19 protein-coding genes are annotated in these 21,129 nt (G+C 68.4%); 11 read left to right on the forward strand and 8 right to left on the reverse strand.

Annotated features, from left to right (window positions below):
- The first annotated feature begins 47 nt into the window (after window positions 1–47).
- Window positions 48–290, forward strand: a complete 243-nt coding sequence (locus tag ACIP5Y_RS19480; RefSeq protein WP_400351649.1) for a hypothetical protein — start codon at window positions 48–50, stop codon at window positions 288–290.
- A 216-nt stretch (window positions 291–506) separates the two neighbouring features.
- On the opposite strand, the gene ACIP5Y_RS19485 is transcribed toward ACIP5Y_RS19480, so the two are convergent.
- The 3 genes from ACIP5Y_RS19485 to ACIP5Y_RS19495 form a co-directional block, all read right to left on the reverse strand.
- Entirely contained in the window at window positions 507–1,100 is a 594-nt protein-coding gene (locus ACIP5Y_RS19485) for a dihydrofolate reductase family protein (protein ID WP_400351650.1), read from the reverse strand.
- Complete coding sequence (locus tag ACIP5Y_RS19490; protein ID WP_400351651.1) at window positions 1,097–1,897, reverse strand: alpha/beta fold hydrolase; 801 nt, start codon at window positions 1,895–1,897, stop codon at window positions 1,097–1,099. The genes ACIP5Y_RS19485 and ACIP5Y_RS19490 overlap by 4 nt, the downstream gene beginning before the upstream one ends.
- 128 nt (window positions 1,898–2,025) lie before the next feature.
- On the reverse strand, window positions 2,026–2,559 hold the full coding sequence (locus tag ACIP5Y_RS19495) for a YbhB/YbcL family Raf kinase inhibitor-like protein (protein WP_400351652.1): 534 nt from the start codon (window positions 2,557–2,559) through the stop codon (window positions 2,026–2,028).
- Between the two features lie 110 nt (window positions 2,560–2,669).
- On the opposite strand from ACIP5Y_RS19495, the gene ACIP5Y_RS19500 reads away from it, so the two are divergent.
- The gene (locus tag ACIP5Y_RS19500; RefSeq protein WP_400351653.1) at window positions 2,670–3,377 is read left to right on the forward strand and encodes a GntR family transcriptional regulator; all 708 of its coding nucleotides are present in this window, start codon (window positions 2,670–2,672) and stop codon (window positions 3,375–3,377) included.
- Between the two features lie 14 nt (window positions 3,378–3,391).
- Here ACIP5Y_RS19500 and ACIP5Y_RS19505 read toward each other — a convergent pair whose 3' ends face one another.
- Window positions 3,392–4,147, reverse strand: coding sequence for an aspartate/glutamate racemase family protein (locus tag ACIP5Y_RS19505; RefSeq protein ID WP_400351654.1), 756 nt, complete (start codon window positions 4,145–4,147; stop codon window positions 3,392–3,394).
- A gap of 137 nt (window positions 4,148–4,284) precedes the next feature.
- Window positions 4,285–5,601, reverse strand: coding sequence for a tetratricopeptide repeat protein (locus ACIP5Y_RS19510; RefSeq protein ID WP_400351655.1), 1,317 nt, complete (start codon window positions 5,599–5,601; stop codon window positions 4,285–4,287).
- Window positions 5,602–5,804: 203 nt separating this feature from the next.
- Between ACIP5Y_RS19510 and ACIP5Y_RS19515 the strand changes: the two genes are divergently transcribed.
- Window positions 5,805–6,365, forward strand: a complete 561-nt coding sequence (locus ACIP5Y_RS19515; RefSeq protein WP_400351656.1) for a TetR/AcrR family transcriptional regulator — start codon at window positions 5,805–5,807, stop codon at window positions 6,363–6,365.
- A gap of 36 nt (window positions 6,366–6,401) precedes the next feature.
- Here the strand turns inward: ACIP5Y_RS19515 and ACIP5Y_RS19520 are convergent, their stop codons facing one another.
- Together ACIP5Y_RS19520 and ACIP5Y_RS19525 are read right to left on the reverse strand one after the other, a co-directional pair.
- Window positions 6,402–7,799 (reverse strand): metallopeptidase TldD-related protein, encoded by a 1,398-nt coding sequence (locus ACIP5Y_RS19520; RefSeq protein WP_400353802.1) that lies wholly within the window; start codon window positions 7,797–7,799, stop codon window positions 6,402–6,404.
- 22 nt (window positions 7,800–7,821) lie between these two features.
- Window positions 7,822–9,348, reverse strand: coding sequence for a TldD/PmbA family protein (locus tag ACIP5Y_RS19525; RefSeq protein WP_400351657.1), 1,527 nt, complete (start codon window positions 9,346–9,348; stop codon window positions 7,822–7,824).
- Window positions 9,349–9,534: 186 nt separating this feature from the next.
- On the opposite strand from ACIP5Y_RS19525, the gene ACIP5Y_RS19530 reads away from it, so the two are divergent.
- Complete coding sequence (locus ACIP5Y_RS19530; RefSeq protein ID WP_400351658.1) at window positions 9,535–10,677, forward strand: TetR/AcrR family transcriptional regulator; 1,143 nt, start codon at window positions 9,535–9,537, stop codon at window positions 10,675–10,677.
- Between the two features lie 61 nt (window positions 10,678–10,738).
- On the opposite strand, the gene ACIP5Y_RS19535 is transcribed toward ACIP5Y_RS19530, so the two are convergent.
- A complete protein-coding gene (locus tag ACIP5Y_RS19535) occupies window positions 10,739–11,506 on the reverse strand; it encodes a TSUP family transporter (protein ID WP_400351659.1) in 768 nt (255 codons plus the stop codon).
- A 71-nt stretch (window positions 11,507–11,577) separates the two neighbouring features.
- On the opposite strand from ACIP5Y_RS19535, the gene ACIP5Y_RS19540 reads away from it, so the two are divergent.
- The 7 genes from ACIP5Y_RS19540 (at window position 11,578) to lnt (ending at window position 21,117) form a co-directional block, all read left to right on the forward strand.
- Window positions 11,578–12,900: a sensor histidine kinase gene (locus tag ACIP5Y_RS19540; protein ID WP_400351660.1), complete on the forward strand. Its 1,323-nt coding sequence runs from the start codon at window positions 11,578–11,580 to the stop codon at window positions 12,898–12,900.
- Between the two features lie 91 nt (window positions 12,901–12,991).
- The gene (locus ACIP5Y_RS19545; RefSeq protein ID WP_400351661.1) at window positions 12,992–14,725 is read left to right on the forward strand and encodes a thiamine pyrophosphate-dependent enzyme; all 1,734 of its coding nucleotides are present in this window, start codon (window positions 12,992–12,994) and stop codon (window positions 14,723–14,725) included.
- Window positions 14,726–14,771: 46 nt separating this feature from the next.
- A complete protein-coding gene (locus ACIP5Y_RS19550) occupies window positions 14,772–16,169 on the forward strand; it encodes an MFS transporter (RefSeq protein WP_400351662.1) in 1,398 nt (465 codons plus the stop codon).
- 29 nt (window positions 16,170–16,198) lie between these two features.
- Window positions 16,199–16,861, forward strand: a complete 663-nt coding sequence (locus ACIP5Y_RS19555) for a response regulator (RefSeq protein WP_397009222.1) — start codon at window positions 16,199–16,201, stop codon at window positions 16,859–16,861.
- 96 nt (window positions 16,862–16,957) lie between these two features.
- Window positions 16,958–17,455 carry an FxsA family protein gene (locus ACIP5Y_RS19560; protein ID WP_400351663.1) on the forward strand — a complete coding sequence of 166 codons (498 nt, stop codon included), beginning with the start codon at window positions 16,958–16,960 and terminating at the stop codon, window positions 17,453–17,455.
- Window positions 17,456–17,624: 169 nt separating this feature from the next.
- Complete coding sequence (locus ACIP5Y_RS19565) at window positions 17,625–19,220, forward strand: amidohydrolase (protein ID WP_400351664.1); 1,596 nt, start codon at window positions 17,625–17,627, stop codon at window positions 19,218–19,220.
- 238 nt (window positions 19,221–19,458) lie between these two features.
- Window positions 19,459–21,117 carry an apolipoprotein N-acyltransferase gene (gene lnt / locus ACIP5Y_RS19570; RefSeq protein WP_400353804.1) on the forward strand — a complete coding sequence of 553 codons (1,659 nt, stop codon included), beginning with the start codon at window positions 19,459–19,461 and terminating at the stop codon, window positions 21,115–21,117.
- Window positions 21,118–21,129 lie beyond the last annotated feature (12 nt).

Genomic DNA, 21,129 nt, shown 5'->3' on the forward strand with positions numbered 1-21,129 from the left:
TCGGGGGAGCTTCTTTCGGCGGCTCGGCCTGCCGGGTCGGGGCCTCCGTGGGCCGGGGCTTGGTGGCGGGTTCGGGTATCGCGATCTCACTGGTGGGCGCGGCGGGCGAATCGGTCGGCGGCGCGGGAACAACCTCGCTCGGCGAGGCCGCGGCCACGACGGGGCTGGAGGCCGGCACCGTCACCGATGTCACCGTCGTCGAGCTGCTCGGGACCGAGGACCCCGTGTTCGAGCTTCCACATCCAGCTGTGGCGAGCACGGCCAATGCGCACATCGCGGACCCCGCATAGGACAAACGGCGCACAGCTGTGCCGGTCGAGATGATCTCGGGACTGCGGATGACCGCCGACTTCGAATTGAATGTGCTCATTCGGATCCTAAAACGCCGTGACAACAGGACGATTCATGATCACATGGATATACGAGCGGTCAGACACGCTGTGCGCCATTATATTACGGGTCTTGCAATACGACGCGAAGATCGTCGGCGAGGAATGCCGGTGTGGTCAGAGGATTCGATAGCGCAGGTGGGTGACGCGCGTGCCGGGGAAGATCTCCGGATCCTCGAGCAGGACCGGGCCGTCCGTGCGTCCGATGAGCGGCACCCCGCCGCCGAGGAGCACCGGGGCGATATCGACCCACAGTTCGTGCAGCAGACCGGCTTCCAGCGCCTGACGAGCCATCTCGCCACCGTTCACGCCGACCCAGTGGTCCCCGGCGATGGTGGCGGCGGTATCGATCGCGGCCTTGATGCCGCCGGTGACGAAGGTGAACGGGGCGCCGCGGTGCGTATCGATCCATTCGTGCGGAATGTGGTGCGTGAGCACCACGATCGGCTTGTTGCACGGATGGCTGCCGCCCCACCCGTCGGTCAGGTCGAACAGGCGGCGCCCGACCACGAAGACACCCACGCGATGCAGGAATTCGGAGAAGTAGGCGTGATCGGCGGGGGTCAGGTGGAACGGCACCTCCGGATGCGTGCTCTGGTACTCCACGTCACCCGCGGTGTACCAGGCGAACAGGTGCTCGAACCCCGTCTCCTCCGGGCCGGCGATGAATCCGTCCACGGAGGTCGTGGCCCCCGCGATCACTTTCGTCATTGCAGGAACTCCTTCAGGGCCGGAACGAACTTCGCCGCCTTGACCTGGTGGGTCTGACCCGGCAGGTCCACGAACTTCGCACCCGGAATGGCCTGTGCCAGAGCGGAATTGCCATTGCGCATCCACGCCGGACTCTTGGTGCCCGCGTAGACGGTGGTCGGCGCGCTCACATAGTCGTAGCGCCCGGCCGGAATCGGCCTGCCGTCCAGGGCATCACCCATGAACCTACCGTCATAGGTCAAGGTGGGAGCGGTCTTCTTCAGTTTCGACCAACCCGGGAACACCGGGAACAGTTCGACCAGCAGCCGCGGCAGCCGCACCCCGCTGTGCATGAAGTACTTGACCGCCGCGCCATTCTTACCGGCCGCGATCAGATCCCGGATGTGCTGCTGGTAGTCCTCCGGCGCCGGCGGCCGCGAATCATCCACGACCAGCGGGAACTCATACAGCGCGATCCGCCGCACCGCCAGCCCCTGCCGGACGGCGGCCAGTACCACCGGGCATCCGGACGAAAAGGCCACCAGATCGACCGGCTCCCCGGCCTCGGCCGCCACCGCCTGCAGATCCTCGACCTCACGCTGCGGGTCGTAGGGGAGCGTATCGCCGCTCTCCCCACGCGCCCGGCGGTCATAGATATAGACCGTGAACCGATCCGAAAGCTGTTCGGCGACCGGCCGGCTCGGGCCCATATCGCGGTAGCAGAACGCCCCGTCGACCAGCACGACCGCGGGGCCGCTGCCGATCTTCTCGTAGGCGATGGTGGTGCCGTCCTTGGAGACAACTGTTGCTGTGGTCATGGCGTGATTCCTCATGTCCGAACGATGGATACCGTCTCACCTGTCGAGACGGCACGGACCCGGAGAAATCATCGCGCTCCGGCGAGAAGGGTGTGCCGGAATTCGATTGCTCGCCATGACCGGCGCGATCAGGCGGCGGTTTCGGCGGTGGCGGTCAGGACCGCTCGGCCGAGGATATGGCCGGCCATGGTGAAGCCGAGGACGGCCGGGGTGGCTTCGGGTGGGACGCCGATGGATTCGACATCGAGGGCGTGCACCACGACGAAGTAGCGGTGCGGACCGTGCCCGGCGGGCGGGGCGGCGCCGATGAAGCGGGCATCGCGGGTGTCGTTGGGCAGTTGGAAGGCGCCCTCGGGCAGGGTCGCGCCGGTGAGATCGCCCGCGCCCTCGGGGAGTTCGGTGACGGTGGCGGGGATATCGGCCACGGCCCAGTGCCAGAAGCCGGAGCCGGTCGGGGCGTCGGGGTCGTACACGGTGACGGCGTAGCTCTTGGTGCCGGCCGGGGCGTCGCGCCAGGACAGCTGCGGGGAGACGTCCTTACCGCCGGGCATACCGGCGGCGAACTGCTCGGCGGGCCAGGGGCCGCCGTCGGCCACGGTGGCGCTGGTGACGGTGAAGGTGGCGGCCTCGGGGAGGCGGGCGAAGGGGTTGTTCGCGCTCATCGCGTGATGCCTTTCGGAGTTATCGGAATCGTGCGGACGGCTGCGGCGCCGTACAGGATCGATCATAGACTTAATAATCGATTATCTGTCAAATAGTCTATGCTGGCGACATGACGCAGACGGCCGAATCTTCCGCCTCACCGGGGAAACAGATGCTTTCCGAGCAGGTCTATGCCCGCCTGCGGGATGCCATCATGCGCGGGGACTACGCACCCGGGACCGCGCTCAAGCCGCAGGATTTGGCCCGGGAACAAGGCGTCAGCCTGGCCGTCGTGCGCGAAGCGCTGGTGCGGGTGGTCGGCGACGGCCTGGCCGACCGGCTGCACAACCGCGGGTTCGCCGTCCCCGCGTACTCGGATCAACGCTGGCAGGAGATCGCCGAGGCGCGGCGCACGATCGAACCGGTCATCCTGCGCATGTCCATCGAACGCGGCGATGTCGACTGGGAGGCCCGTGTCCGGGCCGCCCACCACCGCCTGGTCCGCACCCCGGCCTACGAACCCGACGAGCGAAAGTACTACAGCGAAGCCTGGTCCGAGGCCCACCGGCGCTTCCACCGCACCCTGCTCGAGGGCTGCGAAAACCCCGTCCTACTCGAAACCTTCGACCGCCTGTGGACCGCAAGCGAATTGGCGCGCCGCTGGTCGGCCCACCGCAACCCCGACCGCGACGGCGCCGACGAACACCGCCGCCTGGAAGCGGCCGCACTGGCCCGTGACGTCGACACCGCCGCCGCGATTCTGGTCCGCCACGTCGGCCTGACCGTGACCGGTCTGACCGATTCCGTGCATCCGGAATCAGGGCAGGACATCACGTGACCGGGCGAGATCGCTCAGGTGGCCCGGATGGGGGGATTTACGGGTGCGGGGGAGTCGCCGACCGGCGGCGGTCGCTCGTAGCCGCCGACCTCCGCGTGTGAAACTTCTTCCCGCTCGTACAGGTCGGCCATCATCTCCGCCCACTTCCAGGCCGCCATGCCCGGGTCGACGAAGGCGACGCCCAGCTCGGATCTGAGGGTCCTGGCGAAGCCGGGTGGGGCGATCTCGGAGAGGACGATGACTTCGGCGCCATCGTGGTCGACCGCGCTTCGCGCCGCGTCGCGCACCCGGTCGAAGAACATGCCGGGTTCGGCGAGCGCTTCGGGCACCGTCATGTTCACCGCGCGAACCGAGGCCAGGTGCCGGTCCATTCCGGACAGCAGGGCGTTCTGCTCGATCTGCGCTGTCCACTTGCGCCGGCCGGCGATCACCGAAAATCGGTGGCCCAGTGTCGAAGCCAACAGCATGCTCGCTTCACCCATGCCGATGACGGGTAACCCCAGGCACTCCCGGAGTTCGCGCAGGCCGCCATCGAAGAAACATCCGATCACCACGGCCTGTGCGGCGTCGGCCTCGGCTGCTCGGGCGAGCTGCAGCGTCGGCCCGATAACCCGCTGGCCATCCGACCGGTATTCGAGATGCTGCGGGCCATCCTCGAGATGCCGTACGACCGGGCGGTGGTGTGGCGCGCGTACGGCCTCGATCGCGCGCAGCGTCTCCTCGTCGAACGCCGCCGTGCCGACCGGGTTGATCCACCAGATGGTTCCCATATAGTTCAGATCCGATCGCGAAGTGGTTGGGCGGCAACGCCGTAACGTTGCCGCCCGATCTCAGGCCGATCAGTGCGGGGTGTAATTGGGACGCTTCTTGCTCAAAGTCCGGATCTTCACGCGATCACCTCCTCGTCTCATGCGGTCGGTTGTGGCGCCGGCAGGTCCCGATACGGGGCCGGCCACGACTCCACCGGCTCGAGGGACAGCAGATGGCCGGTGTATCCCGTGACCCAGTCGCGCAGTGCGGGCCGGGCATGCCGCTGCGCGAGTTCGACCAGGCGTTCTGCCGCGGAGATCGCCAGCGGATCGGTCCGCAGGACATTCAGATACGCGCCGATCGCCTCATCCGGTGAGTCTTCCTTCTCATAGCACTGACCGAGCAGGAACAGTGCCTCGTCGGCGTGCGGTGGGGCGAGCCGCGCGGCCTCCATACAATCCGTGCGGCAGCGGGTCCATTGCCCGGCGCGGAAGAGCACCTCGGCACGGTGCATGTAACCCCGTGCGCTGCTGGGTGAAAGGGCTATGTATTCGTCCGCGCGATCCAGAGCGAGCGTCGTATCGCGAATCCAGAGCGCTTCCTTTATCCGGCTTTCCAGTGCCGCATACAGCATTTCGTCCGCCGCGATCGCCTGGCCGGGATCGTTTCGGTGAGCCGAGCGTGCCAGTTCCTCGGCCCGTGTCATATCGGCGTCGACGGCGGCGGCATCGCCGCGGAACTGCGGGATGAATGCGCCGACCCGGTGATATCGGCTGAGCATCAATGCCCGGGTGTGGTCGTCGAGATCGGTCGCGGACTCGATGGCCGCCAGGTGCACGGTTTGCCAGCGCACGCATTCCGCCACAGCACCGCTGTGCTTGGCGTGCTGCCGGACCATTTCGTACGCCGCGTCGATACGGGTTATTCCCGGCGGCGCATTGAGCGCTATGGCCGCGAACTCGCCGATCGAGAAGCCGTCTTCCTCGTTGTCGAGCCACTTCTTGGACCGTGCCCAGGCCCGCAGATAGGCAAGGGCGGCTCCGGGTTCGTCGTGTTCGATTGCCGCGATCGGGATTTCGGGTACCAGCGTGAGAATGTCGTCGTAGAGACCGAGTTTCGCCAGCGTCCAGCACACTCGTACGCGCTGCTCGCGGGGGAGTGCGCTCCACGATTCCACGAGATCGCACAGGGTCGACCAGCGTTCCGTGCGCAGCGCCTCCGGTAGCGCGCCGCAGGTCCGCACGGCGAACTCCGGACGGCCGACGGCGGCAGCCAGCGCGTCCCGGAACGACGGGCTGATGGAAATCTGAATGCGCGGTCCGGACACCTGCTCGATCATCGATCTGTAGTCGAGCTCGATGGCTCGGACCAGGAATGACGGTGCGGCAGGCGCGGGACCGAGGTCGATCAATGGCCTGTGCAACCACAGCCGGAATGGATCGAATGTTTCGACCGGTAGCGTCCAGCGTGACATCGGCAACTCCTCGGTTGAGCCGCAAACGAATTCGAACACCGGTGTGGAACGCGCTGTCATGCTCGCCCGGACTCGATGCGAAAGAGATTGTGCGCCTGCCCATCCCGGGAACCGTATAGGCTATACGTTTCACGGTAGCAGTAACCGTATAGCCTGTACACCCCGGGCGATGCCGTAATCGCCACCCTCACTTTGGATCGCGGATGACTTCGAACCCAGGCTCATCGCCCGCGCGGCGTGCCGATGCCGAGCGCAACCGTGACAAGATCCTCGCGGCCGCCCGCGCCGTGTTCGCCGATCCCGCGGCCACCGCGTCGATGGCCGAGATTTCGCGCCGCGCCGGTGTCGGCATGCCGACCCTGTACCGCCACTTCGCCGGTCGGTGCGAGCTGCTGGAGGCCCTCTTCGCGGACGAGGTCGACACCGTCATCCGGGCCGCCGCGGAGATCGACGGCCTGACTCCCGCTGCGGCGCTGCGGGGATGGCTGCACCGGCTCTTCACCTTCTTCGCGAACAAACGCGGTATCGCCGCTGAGCTGTTGAAACACCACGACCCCGGCGACCCGGTCTTCGATGACAGCCGCGCCCGGGTGATCGCCGCGGGCCGGCCTCTGCTCGCGGCCGCGCAGCAGGCCCACGAGGTCCGCGAGGATCTCGTGCTCGAGCAGATCCTCGACATGATCAAGGCCATCGCGACGATCCACGGCGACAGAGACTACGTCGAGGCGATCCTGCGGACCGCCCTCGACGGTCTGCGGCCCTGAACGGATCGGCCCGGGCCCTGCTGCCCCGGGGCTACCTCAGGTCGCCTGGCTCACCGAGGACATGTGGAAGTCGGGGATTCGCAAGGGCGGCATGGCCGTTCGGGTGAACCAGTCCTTCCACTCGCGGGGGAGGGTGATCTCGGTGCGGCCTGCCTCGGCGACGCGGCGCAGCAGGTCGAGGGGGCTCTCGTTGAAGCGGAAGTTGTTGACGGCGGCGGTGACTTCGCCGTTCTCGACCAGGTAGACGCCGTCTCGGGTGAGGCCCGTGAGCAGCAGCGTCGCCGGATCGACCTCGCGGATGTACCAGAGGCAGGTCAGCAGCAGGCCGCGTTCGGTATTCGCGATCAGATCGGGGAGGGTGGCCTCGGAACCGCCTGTCATGAGCAGGTTTTCACCCGGCACCGTGGTGGGGGCGTCGAACTCGGCGGCGGTGGCGCGGGGGTAGACCAGGGATTCGATCACGCCGTCGCGGATCCAGTCGGTGCGCTGGGCGGTGAGGCCGTTGTCGAAGACCGACAGGGACTCCGAGGAGGACGGGGTGGCGACGAAGGGGCGGTACTCCAGGCCCGCGGCGCTCGGATCCGAGTAGAGGGTGAGCGGAATGGTGTTGAGCTGCTCGCCGATTCGGGTGCCGCCGGCCCGGGAGAAGGCGGTGTGGCCCTCGTGGGCGCCGCGGCCTTCCATGGTCCAGTTCATGTAGATCATGAGATCGGCGACCGCGGACGGCGGCAGCAGGGTTTCGTAGCGCCCGGCGGGCAGGTCGACGCGGCGCTTGGACCAGTCCAGGCGGCGGGCGAGTTCGGCCAGCAGGGCCGGGGTGTCGACATCGGCGAAATCGGTGGTGCCGGTGCCGACCCAGGCGCTGGCCAGGTCCGCGCCCTCGCCGCGCTTACCGTTGATCTCCACCGAACCGGTCGGTTGTACCCAGCGTCGGCGCAGGCCCGTGGAGGTGCCCAGCCAGGTGGAGTGCATCTGATGATGGGCGAAACCGTAGAGCCGGTCCGCGCCGTCGAAACCGGTCGCGAGATCGGTTGCCAGCGTCTCGAATACGGTGATGTCGGTGGCGCCCGGTTCGCCGTCCCACTCCAGCAGGCGGTCGAGGGTGTCGGCGTCGACGGCATCGGCGAACAGCAGCGGCATGGCATCGCGGGCGGGTTCGGCCGTGCGCGCGGCCTCCTCGCTGGCACGCACCACGGCGTCGATATCGGCGGGATCCACACTGGTGGAACTGACGCTGCCGACGCGGGCAGCGTTCGGGCCGTCCCGGAACACCGACACCACGGCCCAGTCGCGTGCGACCGAGGAACCGTTGGTGGTCATGGAGTTTCCGGCCCAGCGCAGCGATGCCTCGTGCGCGTCGGTGACGATCACCATGGCCTCATCGGCGCGCGAGGCGCGCAGGGCGCGGTCGACGACCTCGGGGGCGGGGAGCACACTCACGATTCGAGTCCCTTCCTCACTGGCCGGCTTCGGCACGGGTATTGAGAATATTGATGCCGCGCACCAGCACCGACGGGCAGCCGTGCGAGACCGCCGCCACCTGACCGGGCTGGGCCTTACCGCAGTTGAACGCGCCGCCCAGCACCCAGCTGGACGGTCCGCCGACGGCTTCCATGGATCCCCAGAAATCGGTGGTGGTGGCCTGGTAGGCGACATCGCGGAGCTGACCGGCCAGCTCGCCGTTGCGGATCCGGAAGAAACGCTGGCCCGTGAACTGGAAGTTGTAGCGCTGCATATCGATCGACCACGACTTGTCGCCCACGATATAAATGCCGTTCTCCACGCGGGAGATCAGCTCGGCGGTCGTGGTGTCGCGGTCCGGATCCGGTTGCAGGGACACATTGGCCATGCGCTGGATCGGCACGTGATGCGCGGAGTCGGCGTAGGAGCAGCCGTTCGAGCGTTCCAGGCCCAGCCGCGGCGCGAAGGAGCGATCGAGCTGGTAGCCGACCAGCATGCCGTCGCGCACCAGATCCCAGCGCTGCCCGGCCACGCCCTCATCGTCCCAGCCGACCGAGGCCAGCCCGTAGGGTTCGGTGCGGTCGCCGGTCACGTGCATGATCGGGGTGCCGTACTTCAGGGTGCCCAGCTTGTCGGGGGTGGCGAAAGAGGTCCCGGCGTAGGCGGATTCGTAGCCGATCGCCCGGTCGTACTCGGTGGCGTGGCCGATGGATTCGTGAATGGTCAGCCACAGGTTGGTCGGGTCGATCACCAGATCGGCCGGCCCCGCCTGCACGGTGGGCGCCTTCACCTTCTCGGCCAGCCATTCCGGGATCTGCGCGAGTTCGCCCGTCCAGTCCCAGGTTCCGTCCGCACCCGTCACGTACTCCCAGCCGCGGCCCGCCGGAGCTGCGACGGTGCGCATGGTCTCGAACACGCCCGCGGACGGGTCGACGGTGATGGCTTCCAGTTCCGGGTGCAGGCGCACCCGCTGCTGGGTGATGCGGGAACCGAAGCTGTCGGCGTAGAAGGTCTGTTCCTTGACCTGCAGTACCGAGGCGGTGACATGGTCGACGCCGTCGGCGGCCTTCAGGCGTTCCGAATAGTCCAGCAGCAGCGCCACTTTCTCCGGCGTCGGCACCGCGAAGGGATCGAGCGCATACGGCGAGACGTATTCGGCGCCGTCGTAGCGCGGCTCGGGCGCCAGCTCCACGCGTTCGCGATTGAGCGCGCGCAAGGTGGTGGCGACGGTGACGGCGCGCCGGGCGACCTCCGCGGCCGAATCCGCGGTGAGGTCGGCGTGCGAGGCGAAACCCCAGGTGCCGTCGACGATCACGCGCACCGCGAAGCCCAGATCGGTGCTGTCGCGCACCGATTCGACGCGCCCGTCCCGTAAGCGGATGGACTGCTGCAGCAATCGGTGCACGCGCAGATCGGCGTACTCGGCCCCGGCCGCTCGGGCCGCGGACAATGCCGCGTCGGCGAGCGCCGTCAGGGGCAGGGCGCGGAACTCCTCGTCGACGACCTTGGTTGCGATGCTCACCCGCACCACGCTAGAGGCCGGCACACCGGGCTTCAACTACATTCACGCCCGCAAAGAAATTCGCAGTATGCAAACGTGCACACGCTGCAACAATGCACGAAGTGTGAAGACGCACACCATGAAACGCGCGCGACAAGCCCTGGACATGCCACGTTTTGCTGTCCGGATGCCGTACTGTCCGTCCGCGTGCCGCCATCCGCACTCCGCGATCGTAAACGGGAACGCACCCGCCGAGCCATCCTCGAAGCCGCCGTCGACCAGTTCGAGTCCAGAGGCTATGACGCGACCACCGTCGCCGATATCGCCGCTGCCGCCGAAGTCGGCACCCGGACGTTCTTCAACTACTTCGCGTCCAAAGAGGAACTGCTCTTCCCCGAACCCGACGAACGGGTACAGGCGGCCGCCCAGGCCATCGCCACCCGCCGCGCCGGGGAGCGGCCGGTCGAAGTGCTGCTGCGCGCCCTGCGCGCGGCCGGCGACAACCCGGGCGACCACCTCGGCGACACCCTCGCCGCGCGCATAGCCGTACTGCGCGCGCAGGTTTCGCGCACCGTCCCGGCGGTGAGCGGACGCGCCGCCTACGCCCAGCTGGCCTCCCAGCAGGAGATCGCCCGGCACCTGCGCGCCGCCTTCCCCGACGAACTCGACGATGTCGGCGCGGCCGCTCTCGTCGGCGCGGTCGTCGGCGCGGTCTCGGGCGCCCTCACCGTGCTCTTCCAGCGCGGCGCCATCGAGGATCCCGACAAGTTGCAACGCCAGATCCAGGAGACCACCTCGAAAGTCCTGGCTCCGTGGCTGACCGCACCCGCCGACCCGGCCCGCGAACTCGCCCACGAACCACACCGCGAACTCGCGGCGCAAGCCACGCCCGAATACTCCGCGCTCGCCGCCGAACCCGAGCTCGACTACATCCCGCTACCCGACGGATTCGGGTCCGAACCCACGCAGGTATCGGCCCCGGAACAAGCGCACCGATCGAACCCGGAACATGCGCAGGAACTCGCGGTGGAACCGGCTCACGAACTCGCGCCGGATGTCGAGCGCGAGATCGTGTTCGAATCGGCGCGTGAGGCTGTGTCCGACTCCGTACGTGAGCCGGTCTCCGGGTCGGCGGGTGAGCATGTCTCGGAGCCCGGACGCGAGCTCATCTCCGAGCGAGCACGCGAGGCCGCTGCCGAAGGCCCGCTACGCGGCGAGTCCGAGCCCGCGCGTCACATGTCGACGGTGCATCGGCTCGGGCCGGAAGTGCTGCGGCGCATGGGCTCCGAGAGCGGCCCGCGCTCGCTGGACGACCACGGCTGCCGCCAGTCCGAGGACACCCTGGTCTAGTCACTGCCGACCAGCGAAACCATTGCGCCGCGCCCGGATTCACTCCGGGCGCGGCGGTGTTTCAGGCGAACTGCTGCCAGCCCAGGCGAATCACCATGGCCACGACCACGATCAGCAGGACGGCGCGGACGAAACCCGCGCCATGCGCGAGTGCCATGCGCGAACCCACCACGGATCCGGCCACATTCAGCACCGCCATGGACAGGCCGAGCGTCCACATGACGTGGCCGGTGCTCGCGAGGAACACCAGTGAGCCGAAGTTGGAGCCGCAGTTGATGACCTTCGCCATGGCCGCGGCGCGCACGAACTCGGTGCCGAGCAGGGTGGCGAAGGTGATGATGAGGAACGTCCCGGTGCCGGGGCCGAGGATGCCGTCGTAGCAGCCGATGAGGCCGGCCGCCAAGGCCACCACCAGGATGGTCTTGCGCCGGGTAGGGGGATGGGTGGCCATGGTGACGCCGATCGACGGCCGCAGGGTCACGAAGATCGCCACGCCGATCAGCACCACCATCACGACGGGGATGAAGTACTTCTTGTCGATGAGCGCCACCGCCGCGGACCCGCACCCCGCCGCCACGGCCGCGATGACCGCCCCGGGAATCAGCACCTTCCAGCGCATCGGCACCTTGCGGGCGAAGGTGACCGCGGCCGCGCTGGTCCCGCAGAAGGCGGAGATCTTGTTGGTGCCCAGCGCGGTCTGCGGCGGCAGGCCCGGCAGCACCAGGAACAGGGCGGGCAGCGTGATCAGGCCGCCACCGCCGACCACCGCGTCGACCCAGCCCGCTGCCGCCGCCGCTGTCAAGAGAACTGCCCAGTCCGCCACACTCACGGATGAACCCAACCAGACCGATAAACACCGGGCAAACCGGATGACTCCCGGCGAACCCGTAGGGTGGGCATGTGCGCAGGTTCAGTCTGTGGCTGCGTGGCAAGCCGCTCATCACCGATTCCGTGCTGGCGCTGATGCTGCTCGGCATCGACATCCTCGGGGTCGGGGACAGCACCAACAAAGTGCCCTACCTCGTTCTCAGTGTGCTGCTGCCCATTCCGGTGGTGTTCCGGCGCACCCACCCGGTGGCGGCCGCGCTGGCCATGGTCGGCTGCTCGATGGTCACCAGCGTGGTGCACGGCGCGGGCGGCGACCATTCGGTGCATCCCGCGCTGCTCGGCCTGGGCATCATGCTCTACACGCTGGTCGCGTATGTGGGCCGCCGCCAGGGACTCTGGTATCTGGGACTGCTGATATTCGACAGCGGGTTGTCGGCGCTGCTGATCGGGAAACCCGCGCACAGCGATATCGCCTTCACCGCGCTCTACTACGCGCTCTGCTGGGCGCTCGCCGAATTCGTCGGCGCCCGCCACGCCTATGACGCCGAGGTCGCCGCGCGCCTCGCCGTCGCCGACTACGACCGCGAGCGTCGCGCCCACGACGCGGTGGCCGCGGAACGCACTCGCATCGCCCGGGAACTGCACGATGTGGTCGCGCACGCGGTGAGCGTCATCATCGTGCAGGCGGACGGCGCTCGCTTCGCGTTGCGCCACGATCCGGCGACCGCCGAGCAGGCCCTCACCACCATCGCGGGCACCGGCCGCGATGCCCTGCGCGAATTGCGGCGCACGGTCGAGCTGCTGCGCACCGAACATGCGCCCGAACAGCTTCCGCAACACGGCACCGCCGGTATCGCCAAGGTCGTGGACATGATGCGCAATACCGGCCTCGATGTCACGCTCGAACTCACCGGTGAAATCGACAGCGTCACACCGGAAGTCAGTCTCGGTATTCACCGCATCGTGCAGGAATCCCTCACCAACACCCTGCGGCACGCCGGTCCCGACCCCTGCGCCGACGTGCGCGTGACCCGCCGCGACACCGATGTCCTGATCGAGGTGGTCGACTCCGGCAGCGTCCGCGTGGGAAGGCCCGCCACCAATGGGTCCGGATCATCGGGCTGCCCGGACAAGGACATTCAGCCCGCGCCGATCGCGCTGGCTCAGACGTCACCTATCGGCCTGGCCCAGGCGGTGCCTATCAGCCTGGCCCAGGCGGTACCCATCGGCTCGGCCCAGGCGCCGGCCACCCGGATCGTCGGCAGTGGTCTCGGCCTGGTCGGTATGCGCGAACGCATCGCGGTCCTCGGCGGCACCCTGGTCGCGGGTCGCCGCCCCGAAGGCGGCTGGGCCGTACGCGCCACCATCCCGCTCGAGCGCGATGCCGTCGACTAGCCGTGTTTCATAAGTAGGCGTGGCGGCCCCGCCCGGTGGCCGACAATGTGAAATGGCAGGTTTCATCGCGGTTCCTTACCAAAGGAGTGCTATGGCCAAGAATGTCGCCGACGGTATGTGGGAAATGCTGGTCTCGGCAGGCGTGCGACGGTGCTACGGCATTGTCGGAGACGCCCTCAATCCGGTGATCGACGCGCTGCGGCGCAATGGCTCCATCGATTTCGTGCACGTCCGCCACGAGGAGTACGGCGTCTTCGCCGCCGTCGCCGAAGCCACCCTGACCGGGCGGCCGGTGGCCGTCTGCGGCACGGCCGGACCAGGCACGATGCACCTCATCAACGGACTGATGGACGCCCGCAAGGAGGGCGCGCCGATCATCGCCATCGCCGGTGACACCAACACCACGGAGATGGACAGTCACACCATCGAGGAACTGAACCCCTACCGATTCTTCGAGATCCCGGCCCACTACATCGGCCGCATCGTCAATCCGAAACAGCTGCACCACGTGGTCTCGAGCGCCGTCACCATCGCGCTCGCCGAACGCGGACCGACCGTCATCTCCGTGCCCGGCGATATCGCCGTCCAGGACGCGCCGAAAGAGGCGCTGCGCGTAGCCGTTCCGGCCACCAAACCCGGCGCCGCGAATGCCGCGGATCTGGCCGCCATGGCCGAGCTGATCAACTCCGCGGGCACGGTCACCCTCTTCGGCGGCGACGGCTGCGCGGAGGCCGGAGACCAGGTGCGCGCCCTCGCGCGGAAACTGAAAGCGCCGGTGGGCTATTCGCTCAAGGGCAAACAGTGGCTCGAACACGACAACCCCAATGCGGTCGGCATGAACGGCCTGCTCGGCTACGGCGGCTGCTGGAACGCGGCCAACAAATGCGATGTCCTGCTCCTGCTGGGCACCGACTTCCCGTTCCCGGAATTCATGCCCAAACACAAGGTGAAAGTGATCCAGGTCGACCGCAATCCGAGCCACCTGGGCCGGCGCATACCGCTCGAACTGGCCGTACTCGGCGATGTGGCCGCGACCGTCGACGCGCTGCTGCCGCTGGTCGCGGAGCAGAGCGACAGCCATTTCCTCGACAAGCACGTCAAGGAGACCGCGCGCTCACTGAAACGGCTACAGCATTACGTGAACATCGGCCCGAAGACGAAACCGATCCGGCCCGAATTCCTGGCCTCCGTCCTGAACGAGGAAGCGGCCGACGACGCCCTGTTCTTCGCCGACACCGGCACCGCGGTGATCTGGGCCGCGCACTACCTGCAACTGGGACCCCGACGCCGGCTCATGGGCTCCTTCTCCTGGGCGTCCATGGCCAATGCCGCACCCAACGCCTTCGGCGCGCAACTCGCCTTCCCGGGCCGCCAGACCATCGCCCTGTGCGGCGACGGCGGCTTCACCATGCTCGGCCTCGGCGACATCCTCACCCAGGTGCAGCGCCGCACCCCCGTGGTCCAAGTGGTGCTGAACAACTCCGCCCTGGACTTCGTGCACCTCGAACAGCAGGAGGCCGGTTTCGTCCCGTACGGCACCGACTTCCGCAATCCCGACTTCGCCAAGGTGGCGGAAGCCATGGGCGCCACCGGAATTCGCGTCGAGGACCCCGAAGACCTGCAGGACGCGGTCCGCACGGCCCTGCGGCACCAGGACGGCCCGGTGGTACTCGACGTCGTCGTCGAACCGAACGCCCTGGCCCTGCCCTCGCATGTACCCCTGCACACCGCAACGGGATTCGGGCTCGCCCAGCTCAAGATGATCCTGGACGGGGAAGCCGACGAGGTCGCCGACAATGTGGGACGCAACGTGCGCCTGCTGTAGTCGCAGTGGCAGACGGTCCGATCGGGCGTGAAAGGTAGTGCATGCCATGGCTTTCCGGAAGGGTTCCGCGGGGCTCGCCATGCTCGGTGCAGCTCCCGTCGAGCGGCGCCTGATAAGCACGATCGTGATCATGGGGGCGTTCTGGGCGACGATGGCCGGCACGACCATACCCACCCCGCTGTACCCCCTCTACGAACGCGCGTTCGGGTTCGGCGCCCTGGCCGTGACCGTGATCTTCGGGGTGTACGCACTGGCCGTCGTCGCCGGACTGCTGTCCCTCGGCGGCCTCTCCGATCGCCTCGGACGTCGCCCGATAGTCGCCGTCGCCCTGGCACTGGCCGTACTCGCCACCGTCGTGTTCCTACTGGCCGGAAATCTGGCGGAACTGCTGGTCGGCCGCGTGCTGTCCGGTCTGGCCGCCGCTCTCATGACCGGCGCCGCCACCGCCCAGCTGGCCGAACTGGCCGCACCCGGCGGCCACACGCGCGCCGGGCGGCTGGCATTGGGCGCGAACATGGGTGGCCTGGCCTCCGGGCCGCTGCTCGCGGGCCTCCTCGGCGAATACGCTCCCTGGCCATTGCGATCGAGTTGGTGGGTGATCGGCGCGCTGCTGCTGCTCGCGCTGGCCGCACTCGCCGTCGTGCCGGAGACGCTGCACGCCCGGCGCGCGGTCCCGATCCGCCTGCCCGAGTCGTCGGAGCCGGTCGGCACGGCCGAGCAAGCGGGATCTGCGGCCGTCGCGATGGGACCTGCCGGTGGGACGGTCGCAACGCGGAATCCCGGGCCGATGACCCGGCCGCGCGTGCCCGCGGAGACGGGGTCTGCCGATCGCGCCGTCGTACCGCGGAACCCCGGCTCGGGACGCCGGCCGAGTGTGCCCGCGGAGATCCGGGGACCGTTCTGGCGGGCGGCGCTGCTCGCGGGGTCGGGATTCGCGGTGCTGGGTGTGCTCACCGCGGTGACCGGCCTGTTCCTGGCGGAAGTCGCGCACATCCACAGCCTGCTGGCGACGGCATCGATCGTGACCGTGGCCTTCGTCTGTATCGGGCTGGGCCAACTGCTGGAGAAGCGGGTCGAACGCGTGGCGTCCCTAGTCTCCGGCGCGGGACTGCTGGTCGGCGCGGGCCTGATCGCCATGGCGATGGCGACCGCGACCTATCCGCCACTGCTCTGCGCGGCCGTGTCGACCGGCCTGGCGACCGGCATCGCCATCGGCCACGGCATCACACTGATCAACACCCGCACACCCGCCGCCGGCCGCGGCGGAACCGTCTCGGCCTTCTTCGCGGTGCTCTACATCATGCTGGCCCTACCGGCCATCGGTGTGGGCGCCCTGATCGGCCCGCTCGGGTTGCGCACCGCAGGCACCGTTTTCGCCGCGGTGGTCGCGATTCTGGTCGTCACGGTGGTGGCGACCGCACGTCCGCAGGTGCGGGTGCACTGAATCGATTGCGCGACCGATAGGTTGGACGGGTGCCGATCACCGTTCTCGTAGTCGACGATCAAGAGCTCATGCGTGCGGGGTTGAAGATGGTGCTCGGCGCCCACCCCGATATCGATGTGGTGGGGGAGGCCGACAATGGGGCCACCGCTATTACCCGGGCCGTGGAGTTGAAGCCCGATGTGGTGCTCATGGATGTGCGGATGCCGATCACGGACGGGGTGACCGCTACCGCGCGGATCATCGAATCCGGTTGCGGTAGCCGGGTTCTCGTCATGACCACCTTCGACCTGGATGAACACGCGCTGGGTGCGCTGCGGGCGGGGGCCAGTGGGTTCCTGCTCAAGGACACGCCGCCGGAGGATCTGATCTCCGCGATTCGCAGTGTCGCCGCCGGGGATGCGGTGGTGTCGCCGAAGGTGACCAAACGGCTGCTGGACCGGCTCATCGTGGAAGATCCGGCGGCGGGCCGGGATCCGGCGATCCTGGAAGTGCTCACCGCGCGCGAGCGGGAGGTGCTCGAGCATATTGCGGCGGGACGATCCAATGCGGAGATCGCGGGTGTCCTCTTTCTCTCCGAGGCCACCGTGAAAACCCATGTCGGACGGGTGCTGACCAAGCTCGGGCTGCGCGACCGGGTGCAGGCGGTGGTGCTGGCCTACGAGACCGGGCTGGTGCGGCCCGGCAGCGCCTGATCTTCTCGGCGGATTCCACGGTGTGACCCACGGCGCAATGGGAGAAAAATCGGCCCATCGTGCGTTAGGGAAGGTAGATCGCCGAAAGGATCCGAGATGGCTGCCCTGTTGTTCGTCGCCTACTTCGTCGCCGAGATCGCCACTCTGGTGATCGTCGGCCACTTCATCGGAGTGTTCCCGACGATTCTGCTGCTCCTCGTGGGTTCCGCCGCGGGCCTGATGCTGGTGCGTTCGCAGGGCCGGCGCGTGTTCGAGGGCTTCCGCAAGGCCTCGCGCGGTGAGCTCGAACCCGGGAAGGCCGTCGCCGATGGCGCGCTGGTCGCCGCGGGTGCGGTGCTCATGTTCGTGCCGGGCCTGCTGACCTCGCTGGTCGGCCTGCTGGCGCTGACTCCGCCCACTCGATTCCTGTTGCGCCCGGTCGTGGCCGCGTTCGCGGCACGCCGGATGGGCCGGGTGGCCACCGCGGTCGGGCCCTTCGGCTACCGCAATGTGGTCATCGACCCCGATGGTGAGGTCATCGACGCCACTGTCGTCAGCGAGTACTACGACGACGGCCAGCAGGGCGACGCGCATCGCATCATCGAACCGCGCTGAGCACCGGCCCGGAACACAACTTCACGCACGAACCGAACCGATCGCGAGGCCGGACACCAGCGGGTGTCCGGCCTCGCGCGTGCCGCGGGCGCGGGATCCGTCACATCAGCGCGGTGCGGGGTCCATGCGATTGGAGGCCGGGTGCGGGTGTGCGGCAGACTGGGCAGCCGTGAGTACCCAGTTGCTTGTCGGCGGCCGTATCTACAGTTCGAGTAATCCCGACGCGACGGCCATGGCCGTGAGCGACGGAACCGTGGTGTGGGTCGGCGCCGACCGGGCGGGACGGGCACTGCACCCGGATGCGGAGATCGTGGAACTGGACGGGGCATTCGTGGCGCCCGCCTTCGTCGACCCGCACGTGCACGTGACCGCACTGGGATTGAAGCTCACGGGATTGGATCTGGCGCAGGCGCGTTCGCTCGCGGATTGCCTGGAGTCGGTGCGCGCGTTCGCCGCCGCGCACCCTGACGGCGCGATCCTCGGCGACGGCTGGGACGAGACCGCCTGGCCCGAAGGCCGGCCGCCGACCCTCGAAGAGATCGATGCCGCCGCGCCCGGCCGGATCGTGTATCTGACTCGCGTGGACGTACATTCGGCCGTCGCCTCCACCGCACTGCTGGATTCGGTGCCCGGCATCACCGAGGCCGGCGGCTTCAGCCGCGGCGAACCGCTGCGCGGCGACGCCCATCACCGCGCCCGCCGCGCAGCGCTGGGCGCGCTGGATCGCGCGCAGCGGGACCGCGCGCGGCAGGCCGCGCTGGATTCGGCCGCCGCGCAGGGCATTGCGGCCGTGCACGAATGCGCGGGCCCCGACATCTCCGGTACCACCGATCTCGCTGAGCTGCTGGCCTTCTCGCACGGTGTGGAGGTGCGTGCCTACTGGGGACAGGCCGTGCGCACCGCCGACGAGGCCCGCACCCTGATGAAGGAACTCGGCGTGCACGCCCTCGGCGGCGACCTGTTCGTCGACGGCGCGATCGGCTCGCACACCGCCCTGCTGCGCGCTCCTTACGTCGACCGCGACACCACCGGCACCTCCTACCTCGACGCGGATGCCATTGCGGCCCACGTACTCGCCTGCACCGAGGCCGGCATCCAGACCGGCTTCCACGTCATCGGCGATGCCGCCATGGACGCGGTCATCACTGGATTCGAGCGCGCCGTCACCGAATTGGGCGGTCCCGCCATCGCCTCGCGGGGCCATCGCCTCGAACACGCCGAAATGATCGACGCCGACCAGATCGCCAAGCTTGCCCAGTGGGGCGTGATCGCCAGCATCCAACCGGGTTTCGACGCCGCCTGGGGCGGCCCCGGCGGCATGTACGCCACCCGCCTCGGCCCGGACCGCGCCGCCACCTTGAACCCGTTCGCGGCCATGGCCTCCGCCGGTGTCTCCCTGGCGATCGGCTCCGATGCCCCGGTCACCGCCCTGAATCCGTGGGAGGCCATCCGCGCCGCCGCCCACCACCGCACTCCCGGCCACCAGATCTCCCCGCGCGCAGCCTTCGCCGCCGCCACCCGCGGCGCGTGGCGCGCCGGCGGCGTACGCGACGGCGTCGCAGGCACTCTCGTCCCCGGCGCCCCCGCCTCCTACGCGGTGTGGGAAGCCGACGCCCTGGTCGTCGCGGCCGCCTCCGACACCGTCCAGCGCTGGTCCACCGACCCCCGCTCCCGCGTCCCGGGCCTGCCGCCCCTGACCCCGGCCGCCACCCTGCCCCGCTGCCTGCGCACCATCCACCGTGGGGCCACCATCCATGAAGCCTGAGCCCGACACCCAGAACCCCACCCCCGCAACCCCTTCCGGCGCTCTGGACTCCGATCTGTTCGGCGAGTCCGGGTCACGGTCCTCTACCGACTCGGGTAAGTCTGCGGCGGCACAGTCCCCCGAATCCCGCAGCGAGGCTTCCAGCGCCCCCTCGGCCGGCGTAACCGCCGAAAACGGGAGCGGTTCGCCCGTGAGCGACGTCGAATCGGCCGCTTCGGCAACAGAACCCGATGCTGCGGTGCCGGGCGGGCCGGTCGCACGAGTTACCGCGTGGGTGGCTGAGCGGCCGGGGCTTGTTCGGTTGCTGGCTGCCGTGGTGGCCGGGTTGTTGTTGTATGCGAGTTTCCCGCCGCGGACGTTGTGGTTTCTGGCGCCGGTCGGGATTGCGGTGCTGACTCTCGCGGTGCGTGGAACGCGGCGGCTGCGTGGGGCTTTCGGGGTCGGGTTCGTGGGTGGGATGGCGTTCTTTCTGCCGTTGCTGCCGTGGACCGGGATCTATGTGGGGCCGGTGCCGTGGATTGCCTTGTCGACGGCGTGTGCGGTGTATGTCGGGTTGTTCGGGGTGCTCACCCGGCTGATCGGGCGGTTGGCTTGGTGGCCGTTGTGGGTGGGTGCTGCCTGGTCGTTGACCGAGTGGGGGCGGGCGAGTTTTCCGTTCGGGGGATTTCCCTGGGGGAAGCTGGCTTTCGGGCAGGCGGACGGGTGGTATCTGCCGTTCGCGATGGTGGGCGGGGCGCCGTTGGTGAGTTTCGCGGTGGCCGTGACGGGGACGGGGCTGGCGTGGCTCGCGGTGCGGTTGCTGGGGCAGCTGCGGAATCCGGTTGCGGGGGAGCGGGTGTCGCAGGCGGGGGAAGGTGCTGCGAATAGTCCCAGATGGACGGCGTGGCGTCCCACATCGTGGTACCGGATTGTTGCTGCGACAATGCTTGTGGCTATAGTTCCCATTACCGGAGTGATCCTCCGGACCGCGCTGCCCGGCCCGGAGGACGGCAACCGGCCGATCACGGTCGCCGCCATCCAGGGCAGCGTGCCGCGCCTGGGACTGGACTTCAATGCCCAGCGGCGCGCGGTGCTCGACAATCACGTCAGGGAAACCGAGGAATTGGTCAAGGCCGTCGCGGCCGGGCAGTTCCCGCAGCCGGATGTGGTTGTCTGGCCGGAGAATTCCTCCGATATCGACCCGATCCGCAATACCGACGCCTACGACGAGATCACACAGGCGTCGCGGGACATCAAGGCGCCCATCCTGGTCGGCGCGGTGCTCGTGAACGATGATGGCACCACCACGAATTCGGTCATCGTGTGGAACGGTGCGGACGGTCCGGGCGAGCGGCACGACAAGAAGATCATCCAGCCCTTCGGTGAGTATCTGCCCTATCGCAGCTTCTTCCGTCACTTCTCCGAATATGCCGACCGCGCAGGATATTTCGTGCCGGGCAAGGGCGACGGCGTGGTGCACGTGCAGCCGGCCGACGGCGGTCCGCGGGTCGCGATCGGCGTGGCGACATGCTACGAGGTAGCTTTCGACCGCGCCTTCGAGCAGTCCATGCGGGCGGGCGCGCAGTTGCTGGCGGTGCCGTCGAACAATGCCACCTTCGGCAAGAGTGAGATGACCTATCAGCAGCTGGCCATGTCGCGGGTGCGCGCAGTGGAGCACGGTCGCGCGGTGGTGGTGTCGGTGACCACGGGCGTGAGCGCCATGATCACCCCGGACGGCGCCATCCAGCAACAGACCCAGCAGTTTGTTCCGGCGGCGCTGGTGGCGAAACTTCCATTGCGGGACAACACGACACTCGCGACGCGGTTAGGTCCCGCGCCGGAGGCATTCTTGTGTATTCTTGCCGCGGCTGCCGCAGTGGTGGCGCTGATCAAGCGCCGGAGACCCGCACAGCCGTAAGTTCAGCGATTC

The sequence above is a fragment of the Nocardia sp. NPDC088792 genome, from assembly GCF_044750615.1.
GTDB lineage: Bacteria > Actinomycetota > Actinomycetes > Mycobacteriales > Mycobacteriaceae > Nocardia.

Coding starts and splice junctions, on each gene's coding strand:
- ACIP5Y_RS19560 (WP_400351663.1), top strand. CDS start 16,958: ATGGCTGCCCTGTTGTTCGTCGCCTACTTCGTCGCCGAGATCGCCACT.
- ACIP5Y_RS19500 (WP_400351653.1), top strand. CDS start 2,670: ATGACGCAGACGGCCGAATCTTCCGCCTCACCGGGGAAACAGATGCTT.
- ACIP5Y_RS19495 (WP_400351652.1), bottom strand. CDS start 2,559: ATGAGCGCGAACAACCCCTTCGCCCGCCTCCCCGAGGCCGCCACCTTC.
- ACIP5Y_RS19505 (WP_400351654.1), bottom strand. CDS start 4,147: ATGGGAACCATCTGGTGGATCAACCCGGTCGGCACGGCGGCGTTCGAC.
- ACIP5Y_RS19515 (WP_400351656.1), top strand. CDS start 5,805: ATGACTTCGAACCCAGGCTCATCGCCCGCGCGGCGTGCCGATGCCGAG.
- ACIP5Y_RS19510 (WP_400351655.1), bottom strand. CDS start 5,601: ATGTCACGCTGGACGCTACCGGTCGAAACATTCGATCCATTCCGGCTG.
- ACIP5Y_RS19485 (WP_400351650.1), bottom strand. CDS start 1,100: ATGACGAAAGTGATCGCGGGGGCCACGACCTCCGTGGACGGATTCATC.
- ACIP5Y_RS19490 (WP_400351651.1), bottom strand. CDS start 1,897: ATGACCACAGCAACAGTTGTCTCCAAGGACGGCACCACCATCGCCTAC.
- ACIP5Y_RS19545 (WP_400351661.1), top strand. CDS start 12,992: ATGGCCAAGAATGTCGCCGACGGTATGTGGGAAATGCTGGTCTCGGCA.
- ACIP5Y_RS19550 (WP_400351662.1), top strand. CDS start 14,772: ATGGCTTTCCGGAAGGGTTCCGCGGGGCTCGCCATGCTCGGTGCAGCT.